Genomic DNA, 15,611 nt, shown 5'->3' on the forward strand with positions numbered 1-15,611 from the left:
GGAGGGTGTCGCCGACCCGCACCGACGTCGCGCCAGCCGACGTCGCCCGCACCCTCGCTGCCGCCGACGCGCTCCTCGCGGACGTCTGTGCTCGGCTGTCCGAGCAGTGGCGCGGTCGGTCGCCGGAGGCCGTGCCGGTCCTGCACGAGGACCTGCCGGAGGTGCTGCTCGCGTGGTTGTCCCCGCCGGGCGGCAAGCGCCTGCGCCCGGTGCTGTGCCACTGGGGGTGGACGGCCGCGGGCGGCTCGACGGCGACCCGCCACGACCTCGTCGCCACCTGCGCCGCGCTCGAGCTCGTCCACCTCTTCGCGCTCGTCCACGACGACGTCATGGACCGGTCGGACACCCGCCGGGGCCGGGTCGCCGTGCACGTCGAGGCGGCCAAGGCCCATGCCGGCGCCGGCGCGCTCGGCGACCCCGTCCTCTTCGGCGACAGCGTCGCCATCCTCTTCGGCGACCTGGCCCTGAGCGAGGCCTGGGCGCTCGTCGCGGGCGTCGGTGCCCGGGTCCGGCACGCCTGGGCCGACATGCTGCGCGAGCTCGTGCAGGGCCAGCTGCTCGACGTCACCGGTGCTGCGGGGCGCAGCCGCGACCTCGGACGCGCCCGGCTCGTGGCCCGGCTCAAGTCGGGGGCCTACACGGTGCAGCGGCCGCTCGATCTCGGCGCGCTCGCCGCCGGGGCGAGGCCCGAGGCCGTCGCCGCGCTGTCGACCTTCGGGGCCCACCTCGGCGAGGCGTTCGCCCTGCGCGACGATGTCCTCGGCGTCTGGGGTGACCCCCGCCGCACGGGCAAACCCGTCGGGGACGACCTCCTGTCGGCCAAGCCGACCGTCCTGCTCGCCGAGGCGACGCAGCTCCTGCCCGCCGACGTCGTCTCCCGTTACCTCGGCGACGCGGGCTCCATCACCCCCGACGACGTGCCCGTCGTCCAGCAGCTGATGCGCGAGGCGGGCGTGCAGGCCCGCGTCGAGGACCGCATCCGTGCCGAGGTGGAGCAGGCGTACGCCGCCCTCGACGACGCGTCGCTGGACGCGGACGCGGCGGCCGGGCTGCGCGAGGTCGCAGCGTCGATCGCCTGGAGGGACTCGTGAGCGTCGTCGTCATCGGCGCCGGGCTCTCGGGGCTGTCCGCCGCCTGCCACCTCCTCGGGCGGGGCCACGAGGTCACCGTCGTCGAGCGCCACGACGCCCCGGGCGGACGCGGGCTCCGGCTCGTGCGCGACGCGTTCACGTTCGACACGGGACCGACCGTGCTGACGATGCCGGGCCTCGTCGGCGACGCGCTCGCGGCCGCCGGCAGCTCGCTCGAGGACGCCCTGCCGATGCGTCGCCTCGACCCCGCCTACCGTGCGTGCTTCGCCGACGGCAGCCGGATCCTCGTGCGCCACGGCGTCGAGGCGATGCGCGACGAGATCGCCGCCATGTGCGGGCCGCGTGACGCGGCGGCCTTCGTCGACTTCGTCGCGTGGCTGCGGCGGCTCTACCGCGTCGAGATGCCGCACTTCATCGACGCCAACTTCGACTCGCCGCTCGACCTGCTCGCCTCGCCCCGCGCCGCGCTCGAGCTCGTCCGGCTCGGGGCCTTCCGCCGCCTCGGACCGGTCGTGCGCGAACGGTTCCGCGACGAGCGGCTGCACCGGCTCTTCTCCTTCCAGGCCCTGTACGCCGGGCTGTCGCCGGAGAGCGCCCTCGCCCTCTACGCGGTGATCACGTACATGGACACCGTCGAGGGCGTGTACTGGCCCCGGGGCGGCATGGACGCGGTGCCGGCAGCACTGGCGGACGCGGCGTCGCGCGCGGGGGCGGACCTGCGGTTCGGCGCCGCCGTGTCACGGCTCGTCCTCGACCGCCGTGGCGCGGTGGCGGGCGTCGAGCTCGAGTCCGGCGAGCGCATCACCGCCGACGCCGTCGTCTGCACCCTCGACCTGCCCATGGCGTACGAGCGGCTGCTCCCTGAGCTGCGGGCCCCGCGGGTCACCCGGACGGGGACGTACTCGCCGTCCGCCGTCGTCTGGCACGTGGGGGCGCTCGGGCAACCCGGCCCGGGCGTCGGGCACCACAACATCCACTTCGGGGCCGACTGGGACGGTGCGTTCCGGGCCCTGGTCGACGACGGTCGGCTCATGCCGGACCCCTCGCGCCTCGTCACCGTCCCGACCGTCACCGAGCCGGGCCTGGCACCCGAAGGCGACTCGGTGCTCTACGTCCTCGAGCCGGTGCCGAACCTGTCGGCGCCGATCGACTGGCGGCGCGAGCGGGGCCCGGCGCGTGAGCGCCTGCTGCGCTTCCTCGAGTCGGCCGGGTACCCGAGCGACGTCGTCACGGAGGAGCTGGTCACGCCGCTGGACTGGCAGCGCCTCGGGATGCACCTCGGCACGCCGTTCGCCCTGGCCCACACCTTCATGCAGACCGGGCCGTTCCGGCCCTCGAACGTCGAACGACGCGTGCCGGGCCTCGTGTTCGCCGGGTCGGGGACGGTTCCGGGCGTCGGCGTTCCGATGGTGCTCGTCAGCGGCAAGCTCGCGGCGCAGCGGGTCGACGCGTACCTGCCGCCGCGCGCCGGCGCACCGGGCGGCCGCCCCCGGCGAGCCAGCCGGGCCGGGGCAGCGCGATGACTGCGGCGTCGCGTCCCGCCGACGCGGTGCTCGTCGAGGGCTACCGCCGGTGCGCCCGCGTCACCCGGGAGCACGGCACGACCTACTACTGGGGCACGCTGCTGCTCCCGCCCGAACGGCGTCGTCACGTCCATGCCGTGTACACCCTGTGCCGGCTCGCCGACGACATCGTCGACGACCCGGGCGCCACCGACGGCGACCGGGTCGCCGCCACGACGACCCGGCTGGCCGAGTTCGCCGACCGGTTCCGCGCGGTCGTGCGCGGCGAGCCGACGGACGACCCCGTCCTCGCCGCGATCCGGCACAGCGTCCGCGTCTGCCGCATCGCGGACGAGTGCTTCGAGCGCTTCTTCGCCGCCATGGCCCAGGACCTCACCCGGTCGACGTACGAGACGTGGGAGGACCTGCTCGCCTACATGGACGGCTCGGCCGCCGTTATCGGCGAGATGATGCTGCCCGTGCTGCGGCCGCGCGACGTGGCGGCGCTGGCCCCCGCCCGGTCCCTCGGGCTGGCCTTCCAGCTGACGAACTTCCTGCGCGACGTCGGCGAGGACCTCGACCGCGGCCGCGTCTACGTGCCTCGGGAGGACCTGCGTCGCTTCGGCGCCGACCCGCACGAGCGCGCCGTGTCACCGTCGTGGCGCGAGCTGATGCGCTTCGAGATCGCCCGCAACCGCGAGCTCTACCGGCTGGCCGACGCCGGCATCCCGATGCTGCCGCCGTCCTCGGCACGGTGCGTCGCGGCGGCCCGCACCCTCTACGCGCGCATCCTCGACCGGATCGAGGCCCGCGACTACGACGTCTTCACGGGCCGCGCACGCGTGCCCACGTGGCACAAGGCAGCCCTGTCGACGCGCATCCTCGTCCTCGGGCCGACCCTCGGCCCCACCCTCGGCCCGACCCGGCGATCGGCGGTCACCCCATGACGTTCCGCACCCTGCGCACCAGCCCCGACGCCACCCGGCCCTCGCCGCGTCGACCCGTCAACCCTCTGCGCGTGCTCCCGGAGGAGCCGCGCGACCTCCTCGCCGGCACGTGGCGCCAGGCGCGCCCGTCGCGGATCCACCGCTCCCTCCTCGACGCCCAGGGCCGCGACCCCGGGGGGTGGCACGTCGTCGGCGCGTCGGCCGACGTCGGGTCGACGCGGTCGCTGACCCGGACCGTCGCGGGCCGCGAGGTCGTGCTGTGGCGGTCCGCCGACGGGACGCTGCTCGCCGGGCCGGGTGCCTGTCCGCACCTCGGTGCCCTGCTCGACGACTGCGAGGTCATGCACGACCGCGTGTACTGCCGGTGGCACGGGCTCGCGCTCGGTCCCGGGGTGCGCCGGGACTGGCTCACCCTGCCCGCGCTCGACGACGGCGTGCTGCTGTGGGTCCGGCTGCCGACCGAGGGCGAGGAGGCCACCGACGCCCCGGCCCTGCCCGTGCGCCCTCCGGCGGCGCGGTCGTTCGCGACCGTCGTCGCGGTGCGCGGCACGTGCGAGCCGGCCGACGTCGTCGCCAACCGCCTCGACCCCTGGCACGGCACGTGGTACCACCCGTACGCCTTCAGCCACCTCACCGTCGACGACGACGCGTCCGGCGACGACCGCCTCGTCGTCGACGTCGCCTTCCGCGTGACGCGCCGGCATGCGGTCCCCGTGCGCGCCGAGTTCACCTGTCCCGACGCCCGGTCCATCGTCATGACGATCGTGGAGGGAGAGGGCGCGGGCAGCGTCGTCGAGACCCATGCAACCCTCGTCGGACGTGACCGTTCGGGCGTGCCGACGACCGTCATGACCGAGGCGACGATCGCGCACTCGGACCGGCCGGGGTTCGCCGTGGCCCGGCGTGCGGCCGCCCTGCTGCGGCCGGCGGTCGCCGCGACGGCCCGCCGGCTGTGGGTCGACGACATGGCCTACGCCGAGCGCCGGTGGCTGCTGCGCGACCGCGGGGAGACCTACGGCTACTGACGCCTCGCCGCGAGGGCGCGGCGGAGCCGGTGGACGACGGGCTGTCCCAGCCCCCGCGTCGGCACCGACCAGAGGTCGTGCCCGGGCAGTCCGCGCGCCGCGAGCAGGGCGTTGGCGGCGAGCCAGCCCGTCGTCGCCGCGCGTTCCATGAGGGCGACGGGCAGGTCGCAACGGACGCCGTCACCCGCGAGCACGACCCTGGGGTCGGGGGTCAGGACGCCGGGACGGGACGCCCACGGGTCGGTCCCCGCCAGCGGGCAGTCGTCGGCCAGCAGCCACTCCTCGTGCAGCGCCGCCGCGCCCGACAGCTCGGGGTGCAGCCGGTCCAGCTGGCGTCCCAGCTCGGCGCGCAGGTCGCCCTCCTGCGTGCCGGGCGGCAAGGCGTAGGCGTGCAACTCGACGACGCACCCTCCGGTCCGGCGCGCCCACGCGGACGCGCCGGCCTCCATGCGGTCGACGAACGTGACGTTGTCGAGGGGGCCGTAGCCGCTCGTGCCGAGGAACAGCGGACTGCTTTCTGCCGCAGGTCGATCCAGCCAGCGACGCCACACCGCGAACGCCGGGGCCGACCGCTGGCGAGACACGGCGTCACGCCAGGGACCGTCGCCCAGCCACGCGGCACCGGCGACGAGACGCTGGAGCGCGGTCCGGTCGACAGCGAGCACGACGGCGTCCGCGACGAGCGACGCGCCGTCGTCGAGCTGGGCCCGGACGGCGCCGCCATCGTCGTCGAGCCGCGTCACCGAGGTGCCCGTACGCACGTCGACGCCGAGCCGCCGGAGGTAGCCGGCGAGCGGGCCCCACAGCGCGGTGTCGTAGTCGTCGTCGGGCACGTCGAAGAGCAGGCCCTCGGCCGAGCCGGTGAAGTACGTGTGGAACATCGCGACGAGCTCGCCGCCGGAGAAGTCCCGCGGGTCGGCGAAGAAGCTGCGGGCGAAGACCTCGAGGGCCAGGTGCCGGGCCTCGTCCGGGAAGCGCAGCTCGTCGAGCACGTCGGCGGCGCTGCGTCCGTCGAGCTCGGAGTACGTCTGCGGGAACCGGACGTCGAGCAGGCCCAGGGCCGCCCCGACGTCGACGCGTCGCAGGGCCGACAAGGGGAAGCTCGGGCTGCGCGCCACGAAGGCGGCGATCGACAGCGGCGGCGTCCGGGGGATCCGGGCGAACGAGTCGGTCGGACCGTCGGCGAGGGTCAGCGGGTAGTCGGGCACGGGCACGAGCCGCTCGAGCCCCGGGTCGGCCCGCCGGAGCAGGCTGCGCAGGTTGTAGTACTGCCGGAAGAAGGCGTGGAACCCGCGGCTCATCGTCAGCGTGTCGCCGCCGGCCGCGTCACCGGCACCGGTGCCCACCGGCCACGAGCGCACCCGGCCTCCCAGCGTCGCCTCGCGCTCGACGAGCACGACCTCGACCCCGCGTTCGGCGAGCCCGGTGGCGGCGGCGAGGCCGGCGATCCCGCCACCGACGACGAGGACCCGCCCCGGGCGGCCTTGCGGCGCCGGGGAGCCCGAGGCCGCACGGTGCAGCTCGGCGCGCCGGTCGAGGCCGGGCCGCCACGGGTGCCCGGGCCCCCAGGGGGGCCACGGTCCCCACGTGCTCCGGGGCCCCGGGCCGCGCCGGGCGCGCGCCGTCATCGCCGGGGTCGCCGGCCGACGACGGTGTGCACCGTGCCGCGCTGCCAGCCGGGGACGGGGTGCGTCGCGACCTCCTCGAACCCGGCCCGACGCAGCCGCTCCTCGAGCTGTGCCGTGGAGTCCATGTCGAGGACGCTGCGCCAGAGGTAGCGGTAGATCGCCGTGTGCCGCGAGGTGAGCCAGCCGAGCGGCACGACGACGGCCCAGCAGACGGCGGTCCACACGAGCGTCGACACGGGCCGGCCGCGCACGGAGTAGTCGTGCACGACGAGGAGCCCGCCGGGCCGCAGCACGTCGCGCACCGACCGCAGCAGGGCGTCACGGTCGGGCACGTTGCGCACGAGGTAGGCGGCGAGGACGCCGTCGAGGCCGCCCTCCTCACGCGCCGTCGTGAGCTCGGGCTGCGACGCGAGCTCCTCGGCCCGCCCCCGCGCGAACCGCACCCACGAGGGCCACCTCTTGGCCCGGGCGACCTCCAGCATCCCCTCGGACCCGTCGACGCCGAGGAGCGACGCCGGGGCCGACCCGAGCGCGTCGACGACCGCCCGCGTCGAGGCCCCCGACCCGCACCCGAGGTCGAGCAGCCGGAGGGGTCCGGCCGCCTCGGGGGACGATCCGGACCGGCCGCGTCCGTCGCGCGCGCCGCGGACGAGGTGCCCGGCGGACGAGCGCAGCTGGCGGTGGTAGCCGGGGCTGAGGCCGACCATGAGGTCGTACCGGTCCGCGACGGCGTCGAAGGCCTCGGGGACGTCGGGCCGGGTCACTGCTGCACCCACGGGTCCTCCTCCTCCGCACGGGCGCGGGACCGCTTGGCCCGTTCCCACAGCACGATGGTGCCCGCGACGAGGGCGAACCCGAAGAGGTAGTCCTCGACGGGGACGTCCCAGGGCCAGCGGAGGCCGAGGTGCTGTCCCGGCGCGTAGAGCACGATGGGCGCGGACAGCTTGGTCAGCCAGCCGTCGACGAGCACCTGGAACGCGAAGACGATCGCCATGGCGAGCCAGAACTGCGCCCGCGCGAAGACCCGCGTGCCGGACCAGCGCTCGAGCGCGACGGTCGCGAGCACCGCGACGACGGCGAGGACGGTGTACTCAGGCATCGCGCGCCCGACCCACGCGGTGTCGCAGCACGGACAGCACCCACCCGACCGCCTCGTACGTCAGCAGCCCGCAGACCGGCACGACGACGAAGAAGACGAGCTCCTCGAGCGGCATCCCACCGGGCAGGTCGATGCCGGTGACGTAGGCCGCGTTGTAGCTCCAGTGGCCCCGGTGGATGCCGAGGAGGTCCCATGCCGAGAAGACGACGACGACCGGCACGAGGGCCATGACGAGCAGGCCCGGCCGGCGGTACACCCGGGCGCGGAGGACGAACTCCAGCGGCAGGGTCACCGCGAGGCAGCCGGCCATGAGGAGGAGGTACTGGTAGCGGTCCAAGGGGCTCCGATCGACGCCGTGCCGTCACCGTACCCAGCGACCCTGCCGCGCCCATCGGTCCACGAGGCTCGTGACACCTGTCATGGACGGTTCGTGACGACTGCCGCTGCGCGCGAGGGGTGCCGGGCACGACAGTGATGGCATGACATCAGCGATGTGGTCCCCGGGCGATGACCCGGACCCCGCAGCCATCGAGCTGCGCTCCCTCGTCAAGGTCTTCGCCCCACGCCGAGGCGCCGACTCCGAGGTCCGGGCCGTCGACGGCCTCGACCTGCGCATCGGACAGGGCGAGGTGGTCGCGTTCCTCGGCCCGAACGGTGCCGGCAAGACGACGACCCTCGACATGGTCCTGGGCCTCACCGAGCCGACGAGCGGCACCGTCGAGGTCTTCGGCCGCCGTCCCCGCGCGGCCGTCGTCTCGGGCCAGGTCTCGGCGGTGCTGCAGACCGGTGGCCTGCTGCGCGACCTCACGGTCCGCGAGACGGTCCGGATGATCGCCTCGACGTACGCGGCCCACGCGCCCGTCGAGGAGGTCATCGGGCGCGCCGGCCTGACGGCGCTCGCCGACCGGCGCGTCTCGAAGTGCTCCGGCGGCGAGCAGCAGCGGCTGCGTTTCGCCCTGGCGCTGCTGCCCGACCCGCGCCTGCTCGTCCTCGACGAGCCCACCGCCGGCATGGACGTCACGGCCCGCCGCGACTTCTGGGACACCATGCACGCCGACGCCGACACCGGCCGCACCGTCGTCTTCGCGACGCACTACCTCGAGGAGGCCGACGCCTTCGCCGACCGGATCGTCCTCGTCGCCGGCGGACGGGTCGTCGCCGACGGCACGACCGCCGAGATCCGCGCTCGCGCCACCGGGCGCACGGTGTCCGCGGCGCTGCCGGCGTCGATGCTGGCCCCCTCGGTCGAGCGGCTGCGCGCCCTCGAGGGCGTCCGCTCGGTGGTCGAGCGCGGCAACCGGGTCGTCGTCTCGGCGGCCGACTCCGACGCCGTCGCCCGCGTGCTCCTCGTGGAGCTCGGTGCCGGCGACCTGGAGATCACCAGTGCCGGGCTCGAAGAGGCCTTCATGACCCTGACCGGCGGCACCGGACCGGAGACCGCCCCGCTCACCACGACCCCCACAGACCGTCTGCAGGAGCTCGTCCGATGAACGCCACCTTCGTCCTGCTCGACCTCCGGCGCATCACGCGCAACTGGAGCTCGATGTTCTTCACGGCGGTCCTGCCCGCCTTCTTTTACCTCATCTTCGGGGCCACCGTCGACGCCAAGGGCGCCGACATCGGCAACGGCAACGTCGCGATGTACGTCATGATCACCATGGCCGCCTACGGCGCCGTCACCGCCACGACGAGCATCAGCGCCAACGCCGCCGTCGAGCGGGTCCAGGGCTGGGGGCGCCAGATCGGGCTGACGCCGCTAGCCGACTCCTCCTACATCGCCGGCAAGGCGCTCGTTGCGATGTCGGTGGCGGCGATCCCGGTGGCTCTCACGTACCTCCTCGGGGCCGCCACCGGCGCCCACGGCTCCGCCACGGCCTGGCTGCTGAGTGCCCTCCTGACGCTCGTCGGCTCGGCGGTCTTCGCCGTCTACGGTCTCCTCATGGGTACCGCGTTCCAGTCCGAGGCGTCGGTCGGGGCGGCATCGGGCTCGATCGTCGTGCTCGCCTTCCTCGGCAACCTGTTCGTGCCGCTGTCGGGTGGACTCCTCGCCTTCGCCAAGCTCACGCCGCTCTACGGGTACGCGGCGCTGGCCCGCTACCCCCTGACCGAGGGCTGGCTGACCGACGGGTCGCGCGACCCGCTGTGGCTGCCGATCGCGAACGTCGTCGTGTGGACGCTGGTCCTCGGCGCCCTGGCGACGTGGTTCGTCCGGCGTGGCCGGGAGCGCCAGTGACCACCTCGCCCTCGCCGGACCACAACCCGTGGGAGCGGTGGGGCTGGGTCGTCCAGTCGGTGTGGCTCGTCTTCCTCCTCTTCCCCGTCTTCGCCATCGTCTCCGCGGACGGGCCGTGGTGGCAGCGCGTCGTGGGCCTCGTCCTCACCGTGGTCTTCGGCGCGCTCTACGCGACGGGCTCACGCCACCTCGACGTGCTCCGGAAGGCGTGCCTGCCGCAGTACGGCGTGGGGGCCCTGTACCTGGCCGGGCTCGTGGTCTGCACGCTCGGAACGCTGGCGATCATCGGCACCGACAGCCTCAGCTTCGTGCCGTTCGTCGTCTCGTTCGCGATGTTCGCGCTCCCGCTGCTGTGGTCGCTCGGCATCGCCGTCGTCGCCGTCGTGGGCTCGGTCCTCGTCGCGGTGCTCGTCGAGCCCGACGAGGGCGCCTGGGTCGTCGTCGCCATCGTGTTCGCCGTCAGCGCGATGACGGCCGGCATCCGGCTCATGAGCGACCGCGGCCGTGCCTACGAGGCGATGTCGCGCGAGCTGGCCCTCGTCGAGGAGCGCGAGCGCGTCGCCCGCGACGTGCACGACGTCCTCGGCCACTCGCTCACCGTCGTCACCGTCAAGGCCGAGCTCGCCGAGCGGCTTGTCGACCTCGACCCGGCCCGAGCCCGCGCCGAGCTCGCCGAGATCCAGGCGTTGAGTCGCCAGGCCCTCGCCGAGATCCGCGCCACCGTCGGTGGGCTCCGGGCGGCACGCCTCGACGCCGAGCTCGCCTCGGCCAGAGCTGCGCTCGCGGGCGCCGGTATCGAGGGCCACGTCCCTGCCGACCACGCCGTCGTCGACCCGCGCCACCGCGTCGTGCTCGCCTGGGTCCTGCGGGAGGCCACGACCAACGTCGTGCGCCACAGCGACGCCGACGAGTGCTGGGTCGAGCTCGACACCAACCGGCTCACCGTCCGCGACGACGGCCGCGGCCTCGAGGACCGGCCCGAGGGCAACGGCCTGCGCGGCATCCGTGAGAGGGTCGGGGCGGCCGGCGGCCGGCTCTCGCTGGCCACCGGACCGGAAGGACACGGGACCGTGCTGGAGGTGACGCTGTGAGCGACCCGATCAAGGTGCTGCTCGCCGACGACCAGGCCCTCGTCCGTGGGGCGCTCGCCGCCCTGCTCGCGCTCGAGACCGACCTCGAGGTCGTCGCCGAGGTCGGGCGCGGCGACGAGGTCGTCGACGCCGCACGCGCGTCGGGCGCGCAGGTGTGCCTCCTCGACATCGAGATGCCGGGCCGGGACGGCATCGCCGCGGCGGCCGCGGTGCGCGACGCGCTGCCCGGCGTCCGGACGCTCGTCGTCACGACGTTCGGACGGCCCGGCTACCTGCGACGTGCCCTCGAGGCCGGGGCCTCCGGCTTCGTCGTCAAGGACACGCCCGCGCGCCAGCTCGCCGAGGCGGTGCGACGCGTCCACGCAGGGCTGCGCGTCGTCGACCCGTCCCTCGCCACCGAGTCGCTCGTCGACGGCGCCAACCCGCTGACGGAACGCGAGCGCGAGGTCCTCACCGTCGCCCTGCGCGGCGGCACCGTCGCCTCGATCGCCGGGCTCGTCCACCTGTCGCCCGGCACGGTCCGCAACCACCTGTCCTCGGCCATCGGCAAGACCGGCACCTCGACGCGCGCCGAGGCCGCCCGCGTCGCGCAGGACCGCGGCTGGCTCTAGGGGTCCGAAAGGCAGCCTCCGGGGCCGGGGTGCCGGAACCGGGAGAACGGCGCGAAACCGGCGCCCGGAAACCGCCCGGTGGCGACTGCGCGTCGCTAACGTCGGGAGAGCGGCCGGGCTCGCCGACCGGTCGTGACCGGCACAGTCCTCTCACCAGGAGACCCTCCATGTCCCGACCCACCCGACTGGCCCTCGCCGGCGGCGCGGCGACCACCCTCGCGGTGTCCGCGCTCGCGCTCGGCACCGCTTCCGCGGCCGTCTCCGCGGCCCCGTCCTCCCACCCCGGCACGACGACGCCGATCAAGCACGTCGTCGTCATCTTCGGGGAGAACATCTCCTTCGACCACTACTTCGCCACCTACCCGCACGCGGCCAACCTGCCCGGCGAGACCCTCCAGGGCACCTCGACCCCCGCACCCGCGTTCACGGCCGCGCCGAACACCCCGCGCGACATCGCCACGCTCGCGCACGACGGCCTGCTCGCGCCGAACAACCCGAACGCCGACCAGCCCACGCGCCTCACCCCGGGCCAGGCGGTCACGTGCGACCAGGACCACACGTACCGGAACGAGCAGCGCGCCTACGACGGCGGAGCCATGGACAAGTTCGTCGAGTTCGTCAGCCGTGACGCCTGCAAGCCGGGACACTTCGCGTCCCCCGGCCTGACCATGGACTACTACGACGGCAACACCGTGACGGCCCTGTGGAACTACGCGCAGAAGTACGCGATGAGCGACAGCTCGTACAGCACCACCTTCGGACCCAGCTCACCCGGCGCCATCAACCTCGTGTCGGGGCAGACGCACGGGGTGCGCGAGTACACGGCTGCGAGCGACCCGGCCCACCCCACGCCGGTCCTGCCCACCTCGAGCGACTACACGGTCCGCTTCCCGGACGCGAACGGCGTCGGCACGATGATCAACGACCCCGACCCCGTCTACGACGACTGCTCGAACGCCAGCCACACGACGAGGAACACGCTCGCCGGCATGCAGGCCTCGAACCGGAACGTCGGTGACCTGCTCGGCGCCAAGGGCGTCAGCTGGGGCTGGTTCCAGGGCGGCTTCCGACCCACCACGCCCTACGACCCCACCACCGGCACGCCGGCCGCCTGCCTCGCCACGCACACCAACGCCGCGGGCCTCAGCTCGACCGACTACAACCCGCACCACGAGCCGTTCCAGTACTACGCGTCGACGGCCAACCCGCACCACCTCGCGCCGGCGTCGGTCGCCGAGATCGGCCACGACGGGCGCGCCAACCACCAGTACGACCTCGCCGACTTCGACCAGGTCGTCGGCACGGACCGGCTGCCGGCCGTCAGCTTCCTCAAGGCCGCGAACTACCAGGACGGGCACGCGGACTACTCCGACCCGGTCGACGAGCAGCGCTTCGTCATCCGGGAGGTCAACGCGATCGAGCAGTCCCCGAACTGGAAGGACACCGCGGTCATCCTCGCCTACGACGACTCGGACGGCTGGTACGACCACGTCGCCGCGCGGCTGACCAACGCGTCCGACGGCACCGACGACGCGGCCTGGTGCATCGACGCCGCGGCGGCCGGGGTCCCCGTCGAGGGCGGCTACCTGGACCGGTGCGGTCCCGGCCCGCGCCAGCCGCTCCTCGTCGTGTCGCCGTACGCGCGGACCAACTTCGTGGACCACACCCAGACCGACCAGGCCTCGATCCTGCGGTTCATCGAGGACAACTGGAGCACCGGCCTCATCGGCGACCACTCCGCCGACGCCCGGGCCGGGTCGCTCGAGCACCTGTTCCACTTCCCGAACGCCAAGGCCCCGAAGGTCCTGCTCGACCCGACGGACGGCACGATCGCGTCCGTGGAGTCGGTCCACGGCTCCTCGCACGACTGACGCCGCGACGGGGCCGGACGCGAGACGGACACACGGCAGCCACCAAGCCGTGACCGATTCGTGTCCGGCCCCGTGCCCGGGAACGGGCTCCGGCGCGGGTCGCCGACGCTAGAGTCCGCTCGCGCGATCCTGCGCTCCACTGAATCCACAGGGAGTCTCACTCATGGACTGGTACACCAAGGTGCTCAAGAACTACGTCGGGTTCTCGGGCCGCGCCCGCCGCACCGAGTACTGGATGTTCACGCTGTTCAACGTCATCATCGGCGGCATCCTCAACGTCCTCTACTCGGCCACCCACTCGTCGATCTTCTACGTGCTGTACGTCCTGTACCTGCTCGCCGTGCTGCTGCCGAGCATCGCCGTCGGCATCCGGCGCCTGCACGACACCAACCGCACGGGCTGGTGGCTGCTCATCGGGCTGGTCCCGGTCGTCGGCGCCATCGTCCTCATCGTCTTCTTCGCCACCGAGGGCAACCGCGGCGCCAACCAGTACGGCGCGGACCCCAAGGGCATCGAGTCCGGCGCCGCCCCGGCGACGGCCTGACGCGTCACCGCACGAACGCCCCGACGCCGTCCACCTCCGGGTGGGCGGCGTCGCCGCGTGTCCGGGGTCCTGCGGGATCCGAACGGCCTGCCGTGTCGAAAGGCGTCGCCACCGAGCGACGTCGTGGTGGAGGCTGGAGCCGACCCGGCCCGGCCGCACGCAGATCGCACCGACCAGAGGAGAACCCATGCGCTACCTGCTCATCCACCGTCTCGACGAGACCCGGCCGGAGGCGTGGAACCCGAGCCCCGAGTTCATCGACAAGATGGGCGCCTTCATGACCGAGTGCGCCGAGTCCGGCGTCCTGCTCGCCGCGGAGGGGGTCCACCGCAGCGACGAGGGCGCGATGATCACCAAGCGGTCCGGCGGCACCCCGTCGGTCACCGACGGCCCGTTCACCGAGGCCCGCGAGGTCGTCGGTGGGTTCGCCGTCATCGACGTGGCCTCCCGCGACGAGGCCGTCGAGCTCGGCACCCGCTTCGCCGACCTGTTCCCCGAGGTGTCCGTCGAGGTGCGGCGCGTCATGGAGTTCGAGGACCTCCCCGCGGACATCCAGGAGCAGCAGGGCTCCCACGTCATCGACGCGGCCCAGGGCCACCGCGACGCCTGAGCCGGGACCTGAGCCGCGACGCCTGAGCCGGGACACCACGCGCGTCGACCGGCGCTGACACCCCCGGACCGCCGCGTCGACCCGTGGCGCCCCTCCGCCCGGCCCGCTAGCGTCGGGCCCGTGAACATCATCTTCGTGGAGCCGTCCTTCCCGGCCAACCAGCGCCGCTTCGTGCAGGCGCTCGCGTCGGTCGGGGCGAACGTCTACGGCATCGGCGAGTCGGAGGAGGGGCACCTCGGCGACGACCTCCTCGGCTCGCTGCGGGGGTACTACCGCGTCGGCTCGGTCACCGACGTCGGGCAGATGGTCGACGCCGTGCGCTTCTTCCAGGACAAGGTGTGGATCGACGCCCTCGAGGCGGTCGTCGAGGCGCACACGATGCCGGCGGCGCAGGTGCGCGAGGCGTGCGGCATCCCGGGCACGAGCGTGCGCACGACGTGGCTGTGCCGCGACAAGCCGTCGATGAAGGACGCGCTGCGCGAGGCGGGGGTGCCCACGGCGGCCAGCGCCGCGGTCGAGTCCGCTACGGAGGCAAGGGAGTTCGCCGAGCGGGTCGGGTACCCGCTCATCCTCAAGCCGCGCGCGGGGGCCGGCGCGCAGGGCACGACCCGCGTCGACGACGACCGCGAGCTCGAGGCCGCCCTCGGGGCGTTCGGGGCCGAGGGGTCGACCTCGATCGCCGTGGAGGAGTTCGTCGAGGGGCACGAGGGCTTCTACGACACCATCACGCTCGGTGGGGAGGTCGTGCACGACTGGGCCACGCACTACTACCCGAACGTCCTCGAGGCCATGCGCCACCGCTGGATCTCGCCGGAGTTCATCACGACCAACCGCATCGACGACCCCGCCAACACGTTCTACGCGGAGGTGCGCGAGCTCGGCCGCCGCGTCATCGCCGCGCTCGGCATCGAGACGTCGGCAACCCACATGGAGTGGTTCTACGGCCCGAAGGGCCTGCGGTTCAGCGAGATCGGCTGTCGGCCACCCGGCGTGGGAGCGTGGGACCTCTACTCCGCAGCCAACGACGTCGACGTCTACCGCGAGTGGGCCCACGTCATCACGCACGGGCGTCCCGAGCATCCGATGCGCCGGACCTACTCGGCGGGCATCGTCGCCCTCCGGCCCGACCACGACGGCGTCATCCGGGGCTACTCCGGCATCGACGAGATCCAGGCGCGCTACGGCGAGTGGGTCATCGACGGCCACTTCCCGCCGCAGGGCCACGGCACCCAGCCCGTCGAGGCGGGATACATGGCCAACGCGTGGGTACGGATGCGCCACCCCGACTACGACACGACGCGCGCCATGCTCGACGACGTGGGGCGCACCATCCGCGTCCACGCCGGCTGAGCGTCGCGC

Annotated in this window: 16 protein-coding genes; 12 read left to right on the plus strand and 4 right to left on the minus strand. The window is 73.9% G+C overall.

Features of this window, described 5'->3' with window-relative positions:
- Positions 1-5: 5 nt before the first annotated feature.
- Genes AC1VM9_RS09135 through AC1VM9_RS09150 form a run of 4 tightly spaced genes read left to right on the plus strand, consistent with a single transcriptional unit; the run spans position 6 to position 4,565 of the window.
- Entirely contained in the window at positions 6-1,091 is a 1,086-nt protein-coding gene (locus tag AC1VM9_RS09135; RefSeq protein WP_483122382.1) for a polyprenyl synthetase family protein, read from the plus strand.
- Positions 1,088-2,614, plus strand: coding sequence for a phytoene desaturase family protein (crtI, locus tag AC1VM9_RS09140; protein WP_483122383.1), 1,527 nt, complete (start codon positions 1,088-1,090; stop codon positions 2,612-2,614). The genes AC1VM9_RS09135 and crtI overlap by 4 nt, the downstream gene beginning before the upstream one ends.
- A complete protein-coding gene (locus AC1VM9_RS09145) occupies positions 2,611-3,540 on the plus strand; it encodes a phytoene/squalene synthase family protein (RefSeq protein ID WP_483122384.1) in 930 nt (309 codons plus the stop codon). Before crtI ends, AC1VM9_RS09145 begins: the two co-directional genes overlap by 4 nt.
- Positions 3,537-4,565: a Rieske (2Fe-2S) protein gene (locus tag AC1VM9_RS09150; RefSeq protein WP_483122385.1), complete on the plus strand. Its 1,029-nt coding sequence runs from the start codon at positions 3,537-3,539 to the stop codon at positions 4,563-4,565. Before AC1VM9_RS09145 ends, AC1VM9_RS09150 begins: the two co-directional genes overlap by 4 nt.
- Here AC1VM9_RS09150 and AC1VM9_RS09155 read toward each other — a convergent pair.
- From AC1VM9_RS09155 to AC1VM9_RS09170, 4 genes are read right to left on the minus strand one after another with little or no spacing between them, the layout of a single operon-like run.
- Complete coding sequence (locus AC1VM9_RS09155; protein WP_483122386.1) at positions 4,559-6,193, minus strand: FAD-dependent oxidoreductase; 1,635 nt, start codon at positions 6,191-6,193, stop codon at positions 4,559-4,561. The two genes, AC1VM9_RS09150 and AC1VM9_RS09155, sit on opposite strands and share 7 nt — an antisense overlap.
- Positions 6,190-6,969, minus strand: coding sequence for a class I SAM-dependent methyltransferase (locus AC1VM9_RS09160; protein ID WP_483122387.1), 780 nt, complete (start codon positions 6,967-6,969; stop codon positions 6,190-6,192). The genes AC1VM9_RS09155 and AC1VM9_RS09160 overlap by 4 nt, the downstream gene beginning before the upstream one ends.
- Positions 6,954-7,292, minus strand: coding sequence for a lycopene cyclase domain-containing protein (locus tag AC1VM9_RS09165; protein WP_483122388.1), 339 nt, complete (start codon positions 7,290-7,292; stop codon positions 6,954-6,956). The genes AC1VM9_RS09160 and AC1VM9_RS09165 overlap by 16 nt, the downstream gene beginning before the upstream one ends.
- The gene (locus AC1VM9_RS09170; protein WP_483122389.1) at positions 7,285-7,629 is read right to left on the minus strand and encodes a lycopene cyclase domain-containing protein; all 345 of its coding nucleotides are present in this window, start codon (positions 7,627-7,629) and stop codon (positions 7,285-7,287) included. Before AC1VM9_RS09170 ends, AC1VM9_RS09165 begins: the two co-directional genes overlap by 8 nt.
- Before the next feature lie 142 nt (positions 7,630-7,771).
- Between AC1VM9_RS09170 and AC1VM9_RS09175 the strand changes: the two genes are divergently transcribed.
- From AC1VM9_RS09175 to AC1VM9_RS09210, 8 genes are all read left to right on the plus strand, one after another.
- Complete coding sequence (locus AC1VM9_RS09175; protein ID WP_483122391.1) at positions 7,772-8,782, plus strand: ABC transporter ATP-binding protein; 1,011 nt, start codon at positions 7,772-7,774, stop codon at positions 8,780-8,782.
- Positions 8,779-9,525, plus strand: a complete 747-nt coding sequence (locus AC1VM9_RS09180; protein WP_481341491.1) for an ABC transporter permease — start codon at positions 8,779-8,781, stop codon at positions 9,523-9,525. Before AC1VM9_RS09175 ends, AC1VM9_RS09180 begins: the two co-directional genes overlap by 4 nt.
- A complete protein-coding gene (locus tag AC1VM9_RS09185; protein WP_483122392.1) occupies positions 9,522-10,616 on the plus strand; it encodes a sensor histidine kinase in 1,095 nt (364 codons plus the stop codon). The genes AC1VM9_RS09180 and AC1VM9_RS09185 overlap by 4 nt, the downstream gene beginning before the upstream one ends.
- On the plus strand, positions 10,613-11,227 hold the full coding sequence (locus AC1VM9_RS09190) for a response regulator transcription factor (RefSeq protein ID WP_481341493.1): 615 nt from the start codon (positions 10,613-10,615) through the stop codon (positions 11,225-11,227). The genes AC1VM9_RS09185 and AC1VM9_RS09190 overlap by 4 nt, the downstream gene beginning before the upstream one ends.
- A 167-nt stretch (positions 11,228-11,394) precedes the next feature.
- The gene (locus AC1VM9_RS09195) at positions 11,395-13,098 is read left to right on the plus strand and encodes a phospholipase C (protein WP_483122393.1); all 1,704 of its coding nucleotides are present in this window, start codon (positions 11,395-11,397) and stop codon (positions 13,096-13,098) included.
- A 163-nt stretch (positions 13,099-13,261) separates the two neighbouring features.
- The gene (locus AC1VM9_RS09200; protein ID WP_483122394.1) at positions 13,262-13,642 is read left to right on the plus strand and encodes a DUF805 domain-containing protein; all 381 of its coding nucleotides are present in this window, start codon (positions 13,262-13,264) and stop codon (positions 13,640-13,642) included.
- A gap of 187 nt (positions 13,643-13,829) precedes the next feature.
- Positions 13,830-14,252, plus strand: a complete 423-nt coding sequence (locus tag AC1VM9_RS09205) for a YciI family protein (protein ID WP_483122395.1) — start codon at positions 13,830-13,832, stop codon at positions 14,250-14,252.
- A 120-nt stretch (positions 14,253-14,372) separates the two neighbouring features.
- The gene (locus tag AC1VM9_RS09210; RefSeq protein ID WP_483122397.1) at positions 14,373-15,602 is read left to right on the plus strand and encodes an ATP-grasp domain-containing protein; all 1,230 of its coding nucleotides are present in this window, start codon (positions 14,373-14,375) and stop codon (positions 15,600-15,602) included.
- Positions 15,603-15,611 lie beyond the last annotated feature (9 nt).

The organism is Monashia sp. HAY1-11D, from assembly GCF_056868035.1.